9 protein-coding genes and 7 pseudogenes are annotated in these 14,416 nt (G+C 37.4%); 7 read left to right on the plus strand and 9 right to left on the minus strand.

The window, feature by feature from the left end; all coding sequences use genetic code 11:
* Nucleotides 1-1,491 precede the first annotated feature (1,491 nt).
* Nucleotides 1,492-2,361 (plus strand): annotated as a pseudogene (locus tag BTN50_RS12280) (IS5 family transposase).
* A 272-nt stretch (nucleotides 2,362-2,633) separates the two neighbouring features.
* Here BTN50_RS12280 and nadB read toward each other — a convergent pair.
* Nucleotides 2,634-4,253, minus strand: coding sequence for an L-aspartate oxidase (gene nadB, locus BTN50_RS05090; RefSeq protein ID WP_096619260.1), 1,620 nt, complete (start codon nucleotides 4,251-4,253; stop codon nucleotides 2,634-2,636).
* Between the two features lie 605 nt (nucleotides 4,254-4,858).
* On the opposite strand from nadB, the pseudogene BTN50_RS11155 reads away from it, so the two are divergent.
* Nucleotides 4,859-5,478 (plus strand): annotated as a pseudogene (locus BTN50_RS11155) (transposase); the annotation flags it as partial.
* 607 nt (nucleotides 5,479-6,085) lie between these two features.
* On the opposite strand, the gene rplI reads toward BTN50_RS11155, so the two are convergent.
* The 3 genes from rplI to rpsF all read right to left on the minus strand — a co-directional run bounded on the left by rplI (nucleotide 6,086) and on the right by rpsF (nucleotide 7,517).
* The gene (gene rplI, locus BTN50_RS05095; protein ID WP_096619261.1) at nucleotides 6,086-6,535 is read right to left on the minus strand and encodes a 50S ribosomal protein L9; all 450 of its coding nucleotides are present in this window, start codon (nucleotides 6,533-6,535) and stop codon (nucleotides 6,086-6,088) included.
* Between the two features lie 31 nt (nucleotides 6,536-6,566).
* A complete protein-coding gene (gene rpsR / locus BTN50_RS05100; protein WP_096619262.1) occupies nucleotides 6,567-6,794 on the minus strand; it encodes a 30S ribosomal protein S18 in 228 nt (75 codons plus the stop codon).
* Between the two features lie 324 nt (nucleotides 6,795-7,118).
* Nucleotides 7,119-7,517 (minus strand): 30S ribosomal protein S6, encoded by a 399-nt coding sequence (rpsF, locus tag BTN50_RS05105; RefSeq protein WP_096619263.1) that lies wholly within the window; start codon nucleotides 7,515-7,517, stop codon nucleotides 7,119-7,121.
* Between the two features lie 520 nt (nucleotides 7,518-8,037).
* Here rpsF and BTN50_RS11160 point away from each other — a divergent pair.
* A pseudogene (locus BTN50_RS11160) lies at nucleotides 8,038-8,535 on the plus strand (transposase); the annotation flags it as partial.
* A gap of 119 nt (nucleotides 8,536-8,654) precedes the next feature.
* Here the strand turns inward: BTN50_RS11160 and BTN50_RS05115 are convergent.
* A pseudogene (locus BTN50_RS05115) lies at nucleotides 8,655-9,519 on the minus strand (IS5 family transposase).
* 165 nt (nucleotides 9,520-9,684) lie between these two features.
* Here BTN50_RS05115 and BTN50_RS10115 point away from each other — a divergent pair.
* Complete coding sequence (locus tag BTN50_RS10115; protein ID WP_161492957.1) at nucleotides 9,685-9,825, plus strand: hypothetical protein; 141 nt, start codon at nucleotides 9,685-9,687, stop codon at nucleotides 9,823-9,825.
* An 88-nt stretch (nucleotides 9,826-9,913) separates the two neighbouring features.
* On the opposite strand, the pseudogene BTN50_RS11165 reads toward BTN50_RS10115, so the two are convergent.
* A pseudogene (locus BTN50_RS11165) lies at nucleotides 9,914-10,003 on the minus strand (IS5/IS1182 family transposase); the annotation flags it as partial.
* Nucleotides 10,004-10,254: 251 nt separating this feature from the next.
* Between BTN50_RS11165 and BTN50_RS05120 the strand changes: the two are divergent.
* The 3 genes and pseudogenes from BTN50_RS05120 (at nucleotide 10,255) to BTN50_RS12285 (ending at nucleotide 11,544) form a co-directional block, all read left to right on the plus strand.
* The gene (locus BTN50_RS05120) at nucleotides 10,255-10,827 is read left to right on the plus strand and encodes a YtjB family periplasmic protein (RefSeq protein WP_096619265.1); all 573 of its coding nucleotides are present in this window, start codon (nucleotides 10,255-10,257) and stop codon (nucleotides 10,825-10,827) included.
* 116 nt (nucleotides 10,828-10,943) lie between these two features.
* Nucleotides 10,944-11,384, plus strand: a pseudogene (locus tag BTN50_RS09450) (IS5/IS1182 family transposase); the annotation flags it as partial.
* Nucleotides 11,368-11,544 (plus strand): hypothetical protein, encoded by a 177-nt coding sequence (locus tag BTN50_RS12285; protein ID WP_394336745.1) that lies wholly within the window; start codon nucleotides 11,368-11,370, stop codon nucleotides 11,542-11,544. The pseudogene BTN50_RS09450 and the gene BTN50_RS12285, both read left to right, overlap by 17 nt.
* 209 nt (nucleotides 11,545-11,753) lie before the next feature.
* On the opposite strand, the gene BTN50_RS12290 is transcribed toward BTN50_RS12285, so the two are convergent.
* The 3 genes and pseudogenes from BTN50_RS12290 to BTN50_RS11170 all read right to left on the minus strand — a co-directional run.
* Nucleotides 11,754-11,852 carry a hypothetical protein gene (locus tag BTN50_RS12290; protein ID WP_394336746.1) on the minus strand — a complete coding sequence of 33 codons (99 nt, stop codon included), beginning with the start codon at nucleotides 11,850-11,852 and terminating at the stop codon, nucleotides 11,754-11,756.
* Nucleotides 11,852-13,573, minus strand: coding sequence for an acetolactate synthase 3 large subunit (locus tag BTN50_RS05130; RefSeq protein WP_235610994.1), 1,722 nt, complete (start codon nucleotides 13,571-13,573; stop codon nucleotides 11,852-11,854). Before BTN50_RS05130 ends, BTN50_RS12290 begins: the two co-directional genes overlap by 1 nt.
* 118 nt (nucleotides 13,574-13,691) lie before the next feature.
* Nucleotides 13,692-14,242: pseudogene (locus tag BTN50_RS11170) on the minus strand (transposase); the annotation flags it as partial.
* Between the last annotated feature and the right edge of the window lie 174 nt (nucleotides 14,243-14,416).

Below are 14,416 nucleotides of genomic sequence, written 5' to 3' on the forward strand. Positions count from 1 at the left end.
CTCCATGCATCCCAGAGTCAGCGTGATCTTGTTTTACTACACTAAAAAAATTATTGCTCACCCGTTTCGCAGATCAGCTCCACCTTCTGTACGTCAAAAGAGAGCATGATTACAAAGTAGGTTAAAAATTTTTATACATGAACAATCGCATTAATAATGATGTATAGTGCTTGAACTGAATTATGTATATGAGCATTATTCATAGTAAATTCAATAATGTACTAGTGATATTAATTTGATACATTGTGTAGGGATATCCAAACTAGAAGGTACAACAACATTGTTTACAACGTAAGAGTTGGGGCCCACTATAATCTATTCTGTACTTTTGAACTTTTCTTGTTTGCTGACAGAGATAGTACTTAACATCAACGGTAGCTACAATAATCACTCCGCAAGAACCGGTACATTACGGCTTTGTTTCCTTATTTGAGTTCCGATAGCAACTCGCAACATAATGACTATTATACGATCGTTTTTATTTTAGATATACCTAGTTCTGTCAGCTTATTTAATGCTTTTATTATTGCGTAAATTTTTTTAAGCTGGGTATTATATTTTTTACGTGCAATGTCTTTCCGAATAGCTTTTTGACTTAAAACCTTGTTGTTTTTGCTAGGGAATGTTTATGGTTATTATACTTTGTTTATCAAAGCTTATGTGCACTGTATTACTTATGGCAACTGACCATTAAATTACGTGGATGGCTTTCTTACCCTAAAGCTACCCCTTTTTTTGATGGGATGAGTGGAACTGCTCGTTTAATACGAACGATTTCGTAACATTGTCTGGTGTTGTCAGCACCATTTACCTTATATTGCATTCATTCTTTGGTTGGATTCTTTGAACAAGTTAAATAACACCTCAGTCAATTACATTCAATGTATTTAACTCAGCAGCAACGATTTTATGCGTATTTATATCTATGATTAAATCTGATTTGCTACAAACTCGATATTGTCCAACAGTACCATGTTTTGTTACGTGCTATTTGTCTTCACTATAACTTTTAACTTCATAGGAGCAATGGCTAAGTACAGGTTGGTGCCTGTAGTCTTCGTTTTGAATGCAACGTTAATTGTTTAGGCACGCTTGCTAATGCATGGATAATGAGGACATAACAACGGTAGTTAAGTAAGTCTGAAAATATATTTCATAAATCTATGCAGACATTTACAGAACCACGCATGCTGGGCTTTGTTTCCTAATGCTAGTTTAGGTAGCAAATCCTAACATGATTAACAATGAAACAAGCGCTTTCAGTCTGAATTACTTTTTCAAAATTACTTGAATCTCGTCAAGTAAGCTCTGTTTAATCAACTAATTGATCTGAGTGTTTAATTAATGTTGCTATACAACAGCTCTTTGAGACAGACAATAATGCATGTTGTAGATTCGCAAAGCAGCTAAATCGGCTTTGTAGCATAAATAAGGGAACTTAATTATTAATTTATGCTCGAAACAACTAGGCTCACTTAAATATTCAGGTATATATATAAATTTTATTATAAAACAACTAATTGTAAGCAGTATAATCACGTTGTAATTAATCGTAAGACACTAATATTTTGGATTACTAAAGAAACTATTTTGCTATGAAATTAAACTAAGATTGGTAATCGGAGGGAGCCTGTGTTTATGTCACAACCTAGCCATTTCAATGGCTTTTACGGTTAAACATGTATTTTAATGTCATCGAGAGGTCAGCAAGGATTCATTAATTTTGTGTTCATACTCGCTCAGCTGCCGTTGTTATACTTTCATTACTCATGCATTAACAAGTGAGCCTAAAGGGTTAACGTCGCGTTCAAGATGACAACAAAGAAGCCATCCAGCATTTAGCCATCGATTATACGGGGTTCAAAATTTACGGCGAAGGCGAATGACAAGCAAAAAGTATTGTACTAACGGAAACAGCGAATCTGACGCAAGTTACATTTAGAGGTAGATGTAAAAATGCATGAAATTATTATTGCTGAGTTAAGCTCATTAAATGTGACTGACGGTGAAGTACTACCTTATTTGCTTAAACAGACCCGCCGAAGAATCAAATGTAATATTAGGCGATGGTGCATATGGCACAAGACAATGTTACGAACCTCTTTGTATTAAAAAAGCGATTTCTCCACCTTGCCAAGGGAAAAAATAATTTTTAAATTAAGTTATCCGCGTAATTTAGCGGTCAGCTACCAGAAGTTATACGGTGTAAATTAGTATTAAAAAAATAACGTTCGATTATCATAAACGTTTTCCATCAAAAATGGCAATGTTTCGAGTTAAAAATTTTTCAGAGGGACATTGAGCCTAAGAAATTACAATGCACAATTTGGTGGAATCTGCGCCATCTTTGAAGTACTATGAAAATATGCTAATGCTTAGTTAATATGAGCGAAGGTTTCGCAATAACTTAAATATTTCGCTGTTACCTTTTGATTATAGACTAAAGTAGAGATGTGCTTACGCGTGTAATCTTATCCCATTTTTATTGGGTCGTAATGGTTTTGTTTTTCAAAGTAGGAAAAAAGCCGTTAAAGCCTCCATTAACATCAAACGCAACCATAGCAAAGCCCTTAAAGTTCAAGTTAGAGCTTTTTATTTTTTATGGTTTCTTCTATTGAAGCTTACAAACAAGACTAGTTGCAAGGAGAATCAGGTACCAGAATCGTTGGGCCACTATTTTTTAATTTATTAGGATAGTCGATAGTGTAATGTAAGCCGCGGCTCTCCTTTCGTGACATCGCACAGCGCACCATTAATTCAGCAACTTGTAAAAGATTCCGTAATTCCAGTAAGTTATTGGATACGCGGAAGTTACTGTAGTACTCATTGATCTCTTCTTTCAATAGGTCGATACGTCGTAGTGCACGTTCAAGACGTTTGGTTGAACGTACAATACCGACGTAATCCCACATGAATAAACGTAACTCATGCCAATTGTGTTGAATGACCACTTCTTCATCTGAGCAACATACCAGATTGTCATTCCAGTGAGGTAGTGAAGGTGGCATCTTTGCTGCGGAAGCGTGTTCGGCAATATGCATGGCGGCAGTCCATGCATATACAACACATTCTAATAAAGAATTTGATGCCATACGATTGGCACCATGAAGACCGGTGTAGCTGACTTCACCAATTGCGTATAAACCATGAAGATCGGTCTGACCGTTTCTATCAACCATTACACCACCACACGTATAGTGAGCAGCAGGAACAATAGGGATTGTAGTTTGAGTTAGGTCAAACCCAAACGTTATAAGCTTTTCATGGATGGTGAAAAAATGTTTAGTGATGAATTCAGGATCTTTATGGCTGATATCAATGTACATACAATCAGCACCAAGGCGTTTCATTTCATAATCGATAGCACGTGCCACAATATCTCGAGGTGCCAATTCACCTCGTTCATCAAAGTCTGACATAAAGCGAGAACCATCCGGTCTTCGTAAGTATGCGCCTTCACCACGGAGCGCCTCTGTCAGCAAAAAATTATGTGCGGCTGGATGAAATAAACAGGTGGGATGGAATTGGTTAAACTCAAGGTTTGCTACGCGACAACCTGCACGCCATGCCATTGCAATGCCATCGCCAGAAGAAACGTCTGGATTTGAGGTGTATTGATAGACTTTAGAAGCGCCACCAGAAGCCAATACCACAAATTTAGCCCGCACGGTTTCAACAACTTCACGCTCGTGGTTCCACACATAAACGCCGAGAACGCGATTTGTTCCTAAAGTTCCAATTTTTTTACGTGTAATTAAGTCCAAAGCATTATGTCGTTCTAGTATTGTAATACTAGAATGTTTGCGTACGTTCTCTTGCAACGCCGTTTGTACAACCATGCCAGTGGCATCTGCAGCATGTAGAATACGACGATGGCTATGCCCGCCTTCACGAGTTAGGTGATATTTTGGAGTATTGCTATTATTATTTTCTTCTCGGTCAAACGTAACCCCACCATCAATTAGCCATTGAACACATTTTTTTGCATTTTTAGCTATAAATTCAACGATATTTTTGTCACAAATACCATCCCCTGCAATTTGGGTGTCTTCTATGTGTGATTTAATGGAGTCATTTGCGTCAAAAACGGCAGCGATACCGCCTTGTGCATAATACGTTGCTCCTTCGTTTTGTGGTCCTTTGCACAGCACTATAATTTTTTGTGTTGAAGCAAGACGAAGTGCTAACGACAGTCCTGCTGCTCCGCTGCCTATAATCAGTACATCACAAATATGTTCTTGGTAATTATTCATTTATTACGTATTCCTTTTACCCGAATGGAGCGATATCCATTTTTCCGTCATTCATTAGGAATACCGTGATTGAATCGGAGAAATATACAGCGAGTTTACATTAATTGTTCAGTGCGAAGAATCTCATAATGATAAGGGAGTAAAGAAAATTAAGCTTTGCTCTGCTCCAGAGTTTATCGTATGTCTTATTAAATACATATAGAATAGTTAGTTGATCTAGTAAACTTTGTGAGTTATATTAGATTATAGGGAGTATTTTTTAATAAAAATATAGATAGTAGTTCTCAGTAGACTTAACTATTAGTAGAGTGCTTTCGTTTTGGGCATACTTGGCCATGTTAACTTATGTAACGCTTTTATTATGGCGTCAGTTTCACTAATCTGAGTTGTGTGATTCCTTAGGCTCAATGTCCCTCTCAGTAGTTTTTGACTTGCGCTATGCTTATCTCTGTTATGGAACGTTTATGGTAACCGGCTTTATTTCCTAAATAAGGGAGCTAAATTTTCAATTAACACTTTAAACAGTTAGGCTAACTTAGCTATTCAGGGCTATGAATAATTTTCGCTACAAATTAACTAATTGAAAGCAATATAATCAAGCTTTAATCAATAGTGGCTCACTAACATTCTGAATTGATGAAGAGTTATTCAATTATGGAGTTAAATTAAGCAGGGTAATCATGGGTGATTTCGTTTATTTAGCGATTTAGCGATGACGACGGCCCTCATGGTTAAATGTATTAGCAAGCGAGCCTATATGGTTAATGTCATGTTCACGACGTATAATAAAGGACGCATACATCACTGATTACTCAAACAAACCCGCAAAAAACCAATTAGCCATTGATTCTACAGGGCTCAAAATTTACAGTGCAGGATAATGGAAAGTAAAAAAGCATGATACTGACGGGAAACTAAGAGTTTGGCGTAAGTTACATTTAGTGGTAGATATAAACATACATGAGATCATTGTTGCTGAGTTAAGTGCACCAAATGTAACTGACCTGTGAAATGCTACCTAAAAATATCAACCGATGGTGCTTACGACACGGTTCGTATTAAACGAGCGGCTCCATTCATCCCACCAAGAAAAGGTATAACTTTTTGGGGAATGAGGTTACTCGCGTAATTTAGCGATCAGTACTAGAAGTTATACGGTTCCAGTTAGTATTGTAAAACGAAGTATGATTAATATAAACGTTCCCTATCAGAAGCAGCAATGTTTTGAGTCAAACAATTACTTGGAGGGATCTTTAGCTTAAAAGATTATGATGCTTTTATTATTACGTAGGTTGGTTGCGCCAATCTGAACACTGTAATCTCTGAGGCTCAATGTCCTTCCTGGTTTGATGCTGTCAGCACTATAATCTAATATTTCATTGATTTTTTAGCTGATTTATTTAAGTGAGTTAGGTGACACTTCACCATCAGTCATATTTGATAAAATTAACTTAACAGTAATGGTTTCATTAGTCTTGATATCTTCTGCTAAATGTAACGTATGCCAGACTCAATGTTTCCTATTAGTGGCATATTTTTAACTTTTTATTTGTCTTCATCGTAAATTTTGAGCCCTGCATCATCAATGGCTAAGTGCTGAATGATTCTTTTAGTCTTAAACGCAATGTTAACTGTTTTGACTTGCTTGTTAATGCATGCATAATAAGGGTGTAATAATGGCAGTTTAGCAATCTCAAACCCAGGACTAATGTATTTTTGCAGTTATAATTCGAATTCAGATAGTGAATCATATTGGAAGTTACTATCTCTACTTGAATTAGATACTAATTTAATAGTAATGTATAATTTTTTAAGAGCTTACGTGTTTCTGACTACTTAGATATAATGTTTACTTTAGCCGTTGCAAGTATTTCAGCATGAACTTGCACGCTTATTTTATATTCACCAATGTTACGCAGGACACCTTCTGGCAGGCGCACTTCACTTTTTAGCACTTTAACACCAGCGGCAGTAATTGCATTTGCGATGTCACGAGTACCGACAGAACCGAATAATTTACCTTCGTCACCGGCTTTAGACTCGATACAAATCATTTCTAAAGTTGAAATATGCTCAGCTCGAGCAACAGCAGTAGCTAAAGTTTCATTAACTTTTGCTTCAATCTCTGCACGACGAGCTTTGAAGAGTTTAATGTTTGCTTTAGTTGCCATAACAGCCTTACCCTGTGGAATAAGGAAATTACGTGCATAACCAGGTTTAACTGCAATCTGATCACCCAGTGAACTTAAATTATTTATTTTATCAAGCAGAATAACTTGCATTATTGAGTCCTCTCAACATTGGTAGTACTGATTATTGATGTTTATCAGTGTACGGCAATAGGGCTAGGTAACGTGCACGCTTGATAGCGCGAGCCAACTGACGTTGATATTTAGCACGAGTACCTGTGATACGGCTCGGTACAATTTTACCAGTTTCAGTGATGTAATTTTTCAGAGTCGCTACGTCTTTGTAATCGATTTCTTGTATGTTTTCTGCAGTAAAACGGCAAAATTTACGACGACGGAAGAAACGTGCCATGGGCTTATCTCCTAATTTTAATTCAAATAATATCATCAGCATATAACACCAACTTCTCAAAATTATGTGGAGTTGGTTTAATAAGTAAAAAATTCACTGACCTTAACGTTATAGCCTAAAGCTAAATACTAAGCTTGTGTGGTGACCTTTATTTGCTTATGATTTTCGAAACTGGAAGCACATAGAATAGATAATACAGATGCTTACTTTTCCGCACTATTGTCAAGCACAAAATAACATTAATGTGTTCGGTAAGACTCTCATTTCAAACTGTGCGATTAATAATACAATTAATGCATCCGTGAAATGAATCATCAGAATAAATTACTCAGCTGCCGCTTCGCCTTCAGGTTGTGAAAACTCTGGACGTTCGCCACGTTCTTCACGACGAGGAGCACGTTCTTCTTTAGCCTTCATCATTACCGACGGTTCAGTGGTAGGACCTTTGGTACGCATGATCATGTTGCGGATCACAGCGTCATTGAAGCGAAACGCAGTTTCCAGTTCATTAACTATTGATTCATCCACTTCAACGTTCATAAGAACGTAGTGAGCTTTGTGCAGTTTGCTGATTGGGTAAGCAAGCTGACGACGACCCCAGTCCTCTAAGCGGTGAATCTCACCATCTGATTCTTTAATAGAGTCAGTATAACGTTTAATCATGCCAGCAACTTGCTCGCTTTGATCGGGGTGCACCATCAATACGATTTCGTAATGACGCATAGGTTGCTCCTTACGGTTTATTCAGCTTCCAACATTGGCCCAGTCGTCCAAAAGAAGCAAGGAACGAAAGTAAAAGACTGAGAATTTTGAGGCAAAAGAATACAAAATAGCATAGCCAATAGCAATAACTATTCACGTAATCAGCCGTAATAGGTAAGAAGTTGTAAATTGTACCTTTCCCCAGTTAGCCGCACTTTTGTGATAGCGCCCAAATTTGACATTATACAAAAAATAAACACAAGATTATGCGCATCATGCTTATTCATCTGTAAATCACTGTTTTTATTATGTAAATTATATTTACGGATTTATTCTTTCATTGTTTATGTTTGTTTCCATGTTTAACTTGAACCATTCTTGTGTCTGCTAGAGACCGTTTATGGTAACCAGCTTTATTTCCTAAATCAGGGAACGAAATTTTTAATCAATGTTCTAAACAGTTAGGCTCACTTAAATATTCAAGTCTATGAACAATCTTCGCTATAAAACAACTAACTGAAAGCAGTATCATCAAGCTTTAATCAATCGTAGTTCACTAATATTTTAGTTTAATGAAGAAGCTATTCAGCTAATGGAATCAAACGATGCAAAGTAATCATAGGAGACTCCGTTTATTTAGCGATTTAGCCGTTAAGATGATTTCATGGTTAAATGCGTATTTCTAATGCCATTATGAGGTCTGTAAAAATTCATAAATTATGTTTTCAAACTTACTTAACTGCCGTTGTCATGCTCTCACTATTCATGCATTAGCAAACGAGCCAAAGTGGTGAACATTACGTTCAAGATGAAAAATAAAGGAACCATTCAGTACTTAGTTATTGCTTCTACGGACTCAAAGCCTGCGGTGCAGGAAAATAGAAAGCAAAAAAGCATGGCACTGATGGAAAATGGGGGAGCCTGGCACAAGTTACATTTAGCGGTAGATATAAGAACGCACGTAATCATTGCTGTTGAGTTAAATGCATCAGATGTGACTGACAGTGAAGTGCTACCTCACTTGTTTAAACAGACTCGCTGAAAATTAATGCAATATCAGGTGGGTAGTATTGACTAACCAGACAATGTTACGAAACCAGTCATATGACTTTATTTCCTAATTCGCATTCGGAGAAGAAATCCCAGCATGATTAACGATTAAACAATTGCTTTTATTTGAGGCATACTTAGCCCGGTCAGCTTATTTAACGTTTTTATCATGGCGTAAGTTTCGCTAATCTGAGGATTATGATCTTTTAATCTCAATGTCCCTCCTAGTAGTTTTTTGACTCGAAACATTGTTGTTTCTGACAGGGAACGTTTATGGCAACTATACCTCATTTCCCAATGCTGATTTGAACCGCATAACCTCTCATAACTGACCGATAAATTATGCGAGTGGTTTCGCTCCCCAAAAGTTGCTCTTTTTTTGGCGGTATGAGTGGAACTGCTCATTTAATTCGAACGGTTGCGTAATATTATCTGGTGTCGCAAGCACCATCGACGGATATTTTATTGATTTTTCAGCGGGTCTATTCGAATAAATCAGGCAGCATGTTACTGTCAGTCACATTTGATGCATTTAATTTAGCAGTAATGATTTCATGCATGTTTATATCTATCGCTACATGTAACTTGCGTCAGACTCCCCGTTTTCCATCAGTGCCATGCTTTTTTGCTTTCTATTTTTCTGCACCGTAGGCGTTGAGTTCGTAGAAGCGATAACTAAGTACTGGATGGTTCCTTTATTCTTCATCTTGAACGTAATGTTCACCGCTTTGGCTCGTTTGCTAATGCATGAATAGTGAGAGCATGACAACGACAGTTGAAGAAGTTTGGAAACATAATTTATGAATTTTTGCAGACCTCACAATGGCATTGGAAATACGCATTTAACCATGAAATCATCTTAACGGCTAAATCGCTAAATAAACGGAGTCTCCTATGATTACTTTGCATCGTTTGATTCCATTAGCTGAATAGCTTCTTCATTAAACTAAAATATTAGTGAACTACGATTGATTAAAGCTTGATGACACTGCTTTCAGTTAGTTGTTTTATAGCGAAGATTGTTCATAGACTTGAATATTTAAGTGAGCCTAACTGTTTAAAGTGTTGATTGAAAACTTAGTTCCTTGATTTAAAAAAATAAAGTCGTTACCAGAAACTTTCCCTAGCAAAGACAGTAATGGTTCGAGTCAAAAAATTACTAGGAGGAACATTGAGCCTAAGGAGTCATATAACTCAGATTAGTGAAACCGATGGCATGATAAAAGCTTTAAATAAGCTGATAGAACTAAGTATGCCTAGCATGAAAGCGATTGTCTAATAGTTAACCATGTTGAAACTTATTATTTGAGCTTAAATTAAAAAACAAGGTTCATGAGAGCCGCCGTAATGATGAAATTGCTAAATCAACGAGGCCTTCCATAATTATCCGGTTTAGTTTGATTCCATAGCTGAATAGCTTCTTCATCAATTTAGAATGTTAGTGAACCATCATTGATTCAAGTTTGATTATACTGTATCTAGTTAGTCGTTTTGTAGCTAAGCTGATTCATAAACTTGAATATTAAGTAAACCTAGCTGTTTAGAGCATAGGTTGATAGTTTAGTTCTATAATTTAGGAAACAAAGTCATGGGAGGTTGCATAATGTTAATCTAAAGAGTTGCTTGCATTTTCTTCGCGTGGACAGCATACTAATATTATGCTGATTGTCTGCGGAGCCTGGTGCCTTCACTTGGATTTGGACCGTTTATGTTACAAATAAATAAGCAACGTCTACGTTTACTTCGGCAATGTTTTGTGGTGTTTACTTGCTTTACAACTATCATACTACTTTTTATGTATAGTACTCAACTCAACAATCATAATCATCACATGCTCTATGAACAGACCGAACTACTTTCCCGGGTCATCCTACGGCAAGCTGCTAATACCGCTTATTCTGCGGTAGTAAATGATGAAATTGAAGTATTAGACAGCTTAGTGGCACGTTTACAAGCAGATAAACTGATCTTTGATGCTACTATTTATGATCAACGAGGTAACCGGTTGGTAAGCTCTATTGGTGCCATGCCTCTGGAGCAGCTAGCAGGTATCAGCATCCCACTTTCTGTCGCAAGTATTGGTCGCCATCAATTAGTAGAGCCCATTTTTCGTGATGGCCATATGGCTGGATTTGTTCGCATTACCCTTGAGCACGCAAAGATCATCAAAGCCACATCAAATAGGTTAGAGCAAAATATTAACTTGGTGCGATCGATGATGTTGATCGCTATTATAACTGGTGGATTATTGATATTGGCTTTCGCCAATAGGAATAATTAAGGGTGTGCAATATTATTTTGGCGTTGTTTTCTAAATCATGGAACTAAATTTTTAAGCAATACGCTAAACAGTTAGGCTCACTGCAATATTCAAGTCTATGAAGAAGCTTAGCTACAAAAACAACTAATTCGAAGCAGTATAGTCAAGCTTTAACCAATAATGGCTCACTAATATTTTGGATTGAGGAAGTAGCTATTCAACGACAATATAAAACTAACTGGGTAATAATGGGAGACCTCGTTTATTTAGTGACTAAGCCATTATTACAGTGATTCTATCTTCAAATTGGCTCAACTATTGTTATGTTTTCCATATTCATGCATTAGCAACGTTACCTTTAAGACGAAGACTAAAGGAGCCATCCAGCACTTACTCCCCTTTATTTTACGGGGTGATAAATCTATGGTGAAGGAGAATGGCAAGTAAAAAAGCATGATGCTTATCGTTAATGTTGAGTATGGCGCAAATTATCTTGAGTGGTAGATATAAATGCGCATAAAATTCTTTCTGCGGAGTTAAGTGTGTCAAATGAGACTGATGGTGAAGTGCTACCTAACTAGCTCAAAGAGAAACGACAATGTTTTGAGTCAAAAACCCCTCGTAGGGACATTGAGTCTAAGGAATCACAATGCTCAGATTAGCGAAAACTACGGCACGATAAAAGCGTTAAAGAAGTCGGCAGAATTAGGTATACCTAAAAAGCCGCTATGCGTTTGACTTCAGCCTGTTCAGAACCAATCGATTTCAGTTTCAGCATTGCTAGCTTATGTTCGATATATGCATGTTTTGCCATATTACCCTAACCTGCAGAATATTAATTAGCTCATGTGAAGAGACTTCTCAACTTACTCTCATTTTAAGTATATTACCACGTTCGTAGTAATATAAGATTGGAACAAAAATACATCGTTTGCAGAGGATATCGTTCATAATTTAATATTATAACCACGCTGAGAGAACAAATTAATAATGCGCGATAATGTACCCGTTTCATTTTTCATCAAAATTAATACAATGCTGCGCATTATGTTCTCTTAGTTTTACTCAACCACATTTCATTCATTGCACCTCCATGTACTTGCATTGGGTAAACATGCTCCGTTTCATCAACTAAGATGTCGATGAAAACAAGCTTATCTTTCATGGCTAGGCCGCGCGCCATCTCTTTTTCTAGCTGAAGAGGGTCGCTGATGCCGATACCTATATGCCCATAAGCTTCTGCCATCGCGGTAAAATTAGGTACTGAATCCATGTATGAGTGAGAATGACGACCTTGATAAATCATATCCTCCCATTGCTTGACCATACCAAGAATGCGATTGTTGAGGTTGATAATTTTAATGGGGATATCATATTGTAGCGCTGTAGACAGTTCCTGAATATTCATTTGGATACTGCCATCACTTGTTACACAGACAACTTCAGCATCTGGCAACGCGAACTTTACACCCATAGCTGCTGGCAAACCAAAGCCCATGGTGCCAAGGCCGCCTGAATTAATCCAACGACGAGGTTTATCAAATGGGTAGTAAAGCGCCACAAACATCTGGTGCTGGCCTACATCTGATGTCACATAAGCATCACCGTTAGTGAGTTTATAAAGTATTTCAATCACTTGTTGCGGCTTGATACGTTCATTGCTTTTTTTGTATTTTAGGCATTCCCTCTTACGCCATACATTTATTTGATTCCACCAAATTTTAAGTGCATTTTCATCATTGGTACTGTTTTGCTCCGTTAACATACGAAGCAGAATGTCAAGAATGGCATCTGCTGAACCTACTATTGAAATATCCGCCGAGACAGTATTTGAGATGCTTGATGGATCAATATCGATATGCACAACTTTTGCGTGTGGACAATATTTTTCAAGGTTATTGGTCGTGCGATCATCAAAGCGCACACCAATACCAAAAATTAGATCGGTGTGGTGCATTGCCATGTTAGCTTCATAGGTGCCATGCATACCAAGCATACCGAGAAATTTATCACTAGTGCATGGGTACGCACCTAAGCCCATCAAGGTGCTGACAACTGGAATATTCATGGTGTCAACCAACGTTTTAATTTGCTCACTGCACTCAGAAATAATTGCGCCACCACCAATATATAACACAGGCTTTTTCGCTTCCAGTAAGGCTCTAATCCCATGCTTGAGCTGGCCTTTGCATCTGTTGGTTGTTAGATTGTACGAATGCTTCGCGATGGTTTCTGGACATTTATATGGATATTTATTGGCTGAGTTTAGCATATCTTTTGGTAAATCTATAACGACAGGACCAGGACGACCTGTTGAAGCGAGATAGAATGCCTTTTTGATGATGTGAGGGATGTCTTCAGTATTTTTTACCAAAAAGCTGTGTTTGACGACAGGGCGAGATATACTTATCATGTCACACTCTTGGAAGGCATTGTGACCGATTAAGTGACTCATTACCTGACCAGATAGCACAATTATTGGTACTGAGTCCATGTAGGCTGTCGCGATCCCTGTGATCGTATTCATTGCGCCTGGACCAGAAGTAACTAATACTACGCCCACTTTACCAGTTGCGCGAGAATAGCCATCAGCCATGTGAACCGCTGCTTGCTCATGTCTTACAAGGATATGTTCTATAACATTTTTTTTATGTAGAGCATCATAGATATCTAGTATTGCACTACCTGGATAACCAAAAATATGTTTTACGTCTTGGTCGATCATCGAATGAACGATCATATCAGCTCCGGATAACATTTTCACTATACATCTCCATGTATACATAGTATTAAAATTTTTTTGTAGCCTAGGAAGGCTTTGTTCTCTAATTTGAGTGCAGATAGCAAAGCCTTACATGATTCACTATCAGACAATGGCTTTTTTAACATGGTCTGGTGTCGTAAGCACCATTGCCTGATGTTTTATTGATTCTGCGATGGGTCTGGTTTGAGTAAATGAGGTAGCACGTTAAAGTCAGTTGTATTTGATGTGCTTCACTCAGCAGGATGATTGCATGCGTATTTATATATGCCACTCAAGGTAACTTGCACGAAACTCTCCGGTTTCCATAAGTGCCATGCTTTTTTTGACTTTCCATTCGCCATCACCATAAATTTTGAGCCCTGCAAAATCAAGGATTAAGTGTTGGATGGGTTTTGTAATCTTTATCTTGAACGCAACGTTAATCGTTTTGGTTTGCTTGCAAATGCATGAACAATGAGAGCATGATAACGGTAATTGATTAAGTTTAAAATAGAACTGATGCATGCTTACAGACTTCGCAATGGCATTGAAAATACGCGTTGAACCATGAAAGCTATCGTAAAGGCTAAGTTGTAAAATAAATGGGGTCTCCCATGGTTATCATGTTTAGTTTGATTCTATAGCTGTATGGCTTTTTTCATTAATCCATAATGTTAGTGAGTCACAATTGATTAAAGCTTAATTCTACTGCTTCCAGTTAGTTGTTTTGCAATGAAGCTTGTTCATAGATCTGAATATTTAAGTGAGCCTAGCTGTTTAGAGCGTAGATTGAAAATTTTGTTGTTTGATTTAGGAATAAAGCCCCTTAATGTGATTAATTCTACTGTTTGATACGGTAGAATGAGT

Source organism: Candidatus Enterovibrio altilux (assembly GCF_002381345.1).
GTDB lineage: Bacteria > Pseudomonadota > Gammaproteobacteria > Enterobacterales > Vibrionaceae > Enterovibrio > Enterovibrio altilux.

What these genes read in the sequence shown, in the direction of transcription:
- nadB (WP_096619260.1), bottom strand. Translation starts at nt 4,253, where the DNA reads ATGAATAATTACCAAGAACATATTTGTGATGTACTGATTATAGGCAGC.
- rplI (WP_096619261.1), bottom strand. Translation starts at nt 6,535, where the DNA reads ATGCAAGTTATTCTGCTTGATAAAATAAATAATTTAAGTTCACTGGGT.
- rpsR (WP_096619262.1), bottom strand. Translation starts at nt 6,794, where the DNA reads ATGGCACGTTTCTTCCGTCGTCGTAAATTTTGCCGTTTTACTGCAGAA.
- rpsF (WP_096619263.1), bottom strand. Translation starts at nt 7,517, where the DNA reads ATGCGTCATTACGAAATCGTATTGATGGTGCACCCCGATCAAAGCGAG.
- BTN50_RS10115 (WP_161492957.1), top strand. Translation starts at nt 9,685, where the DNA reads ATGGTTCGAGTCAAAAAATTACTAGGAGGAACATTGAGCCTAAGGAGT.
- BTN50_RS05120 (WP_096619265.1), top strand. Translation starts at nt 10,255, where the DNA reads ATGTTACAAATAAATAAGCAACGTCTACGTTTACTTCGGCAATGTTTT.
- BTN50_RS12290 (WP_394336746.1), bottom strand. Translation starts at nt 11,852, where the DNA reads ATGCGCAGCATTGTATTAATTTTGATGAAAAATGAAACGGGTACATTA.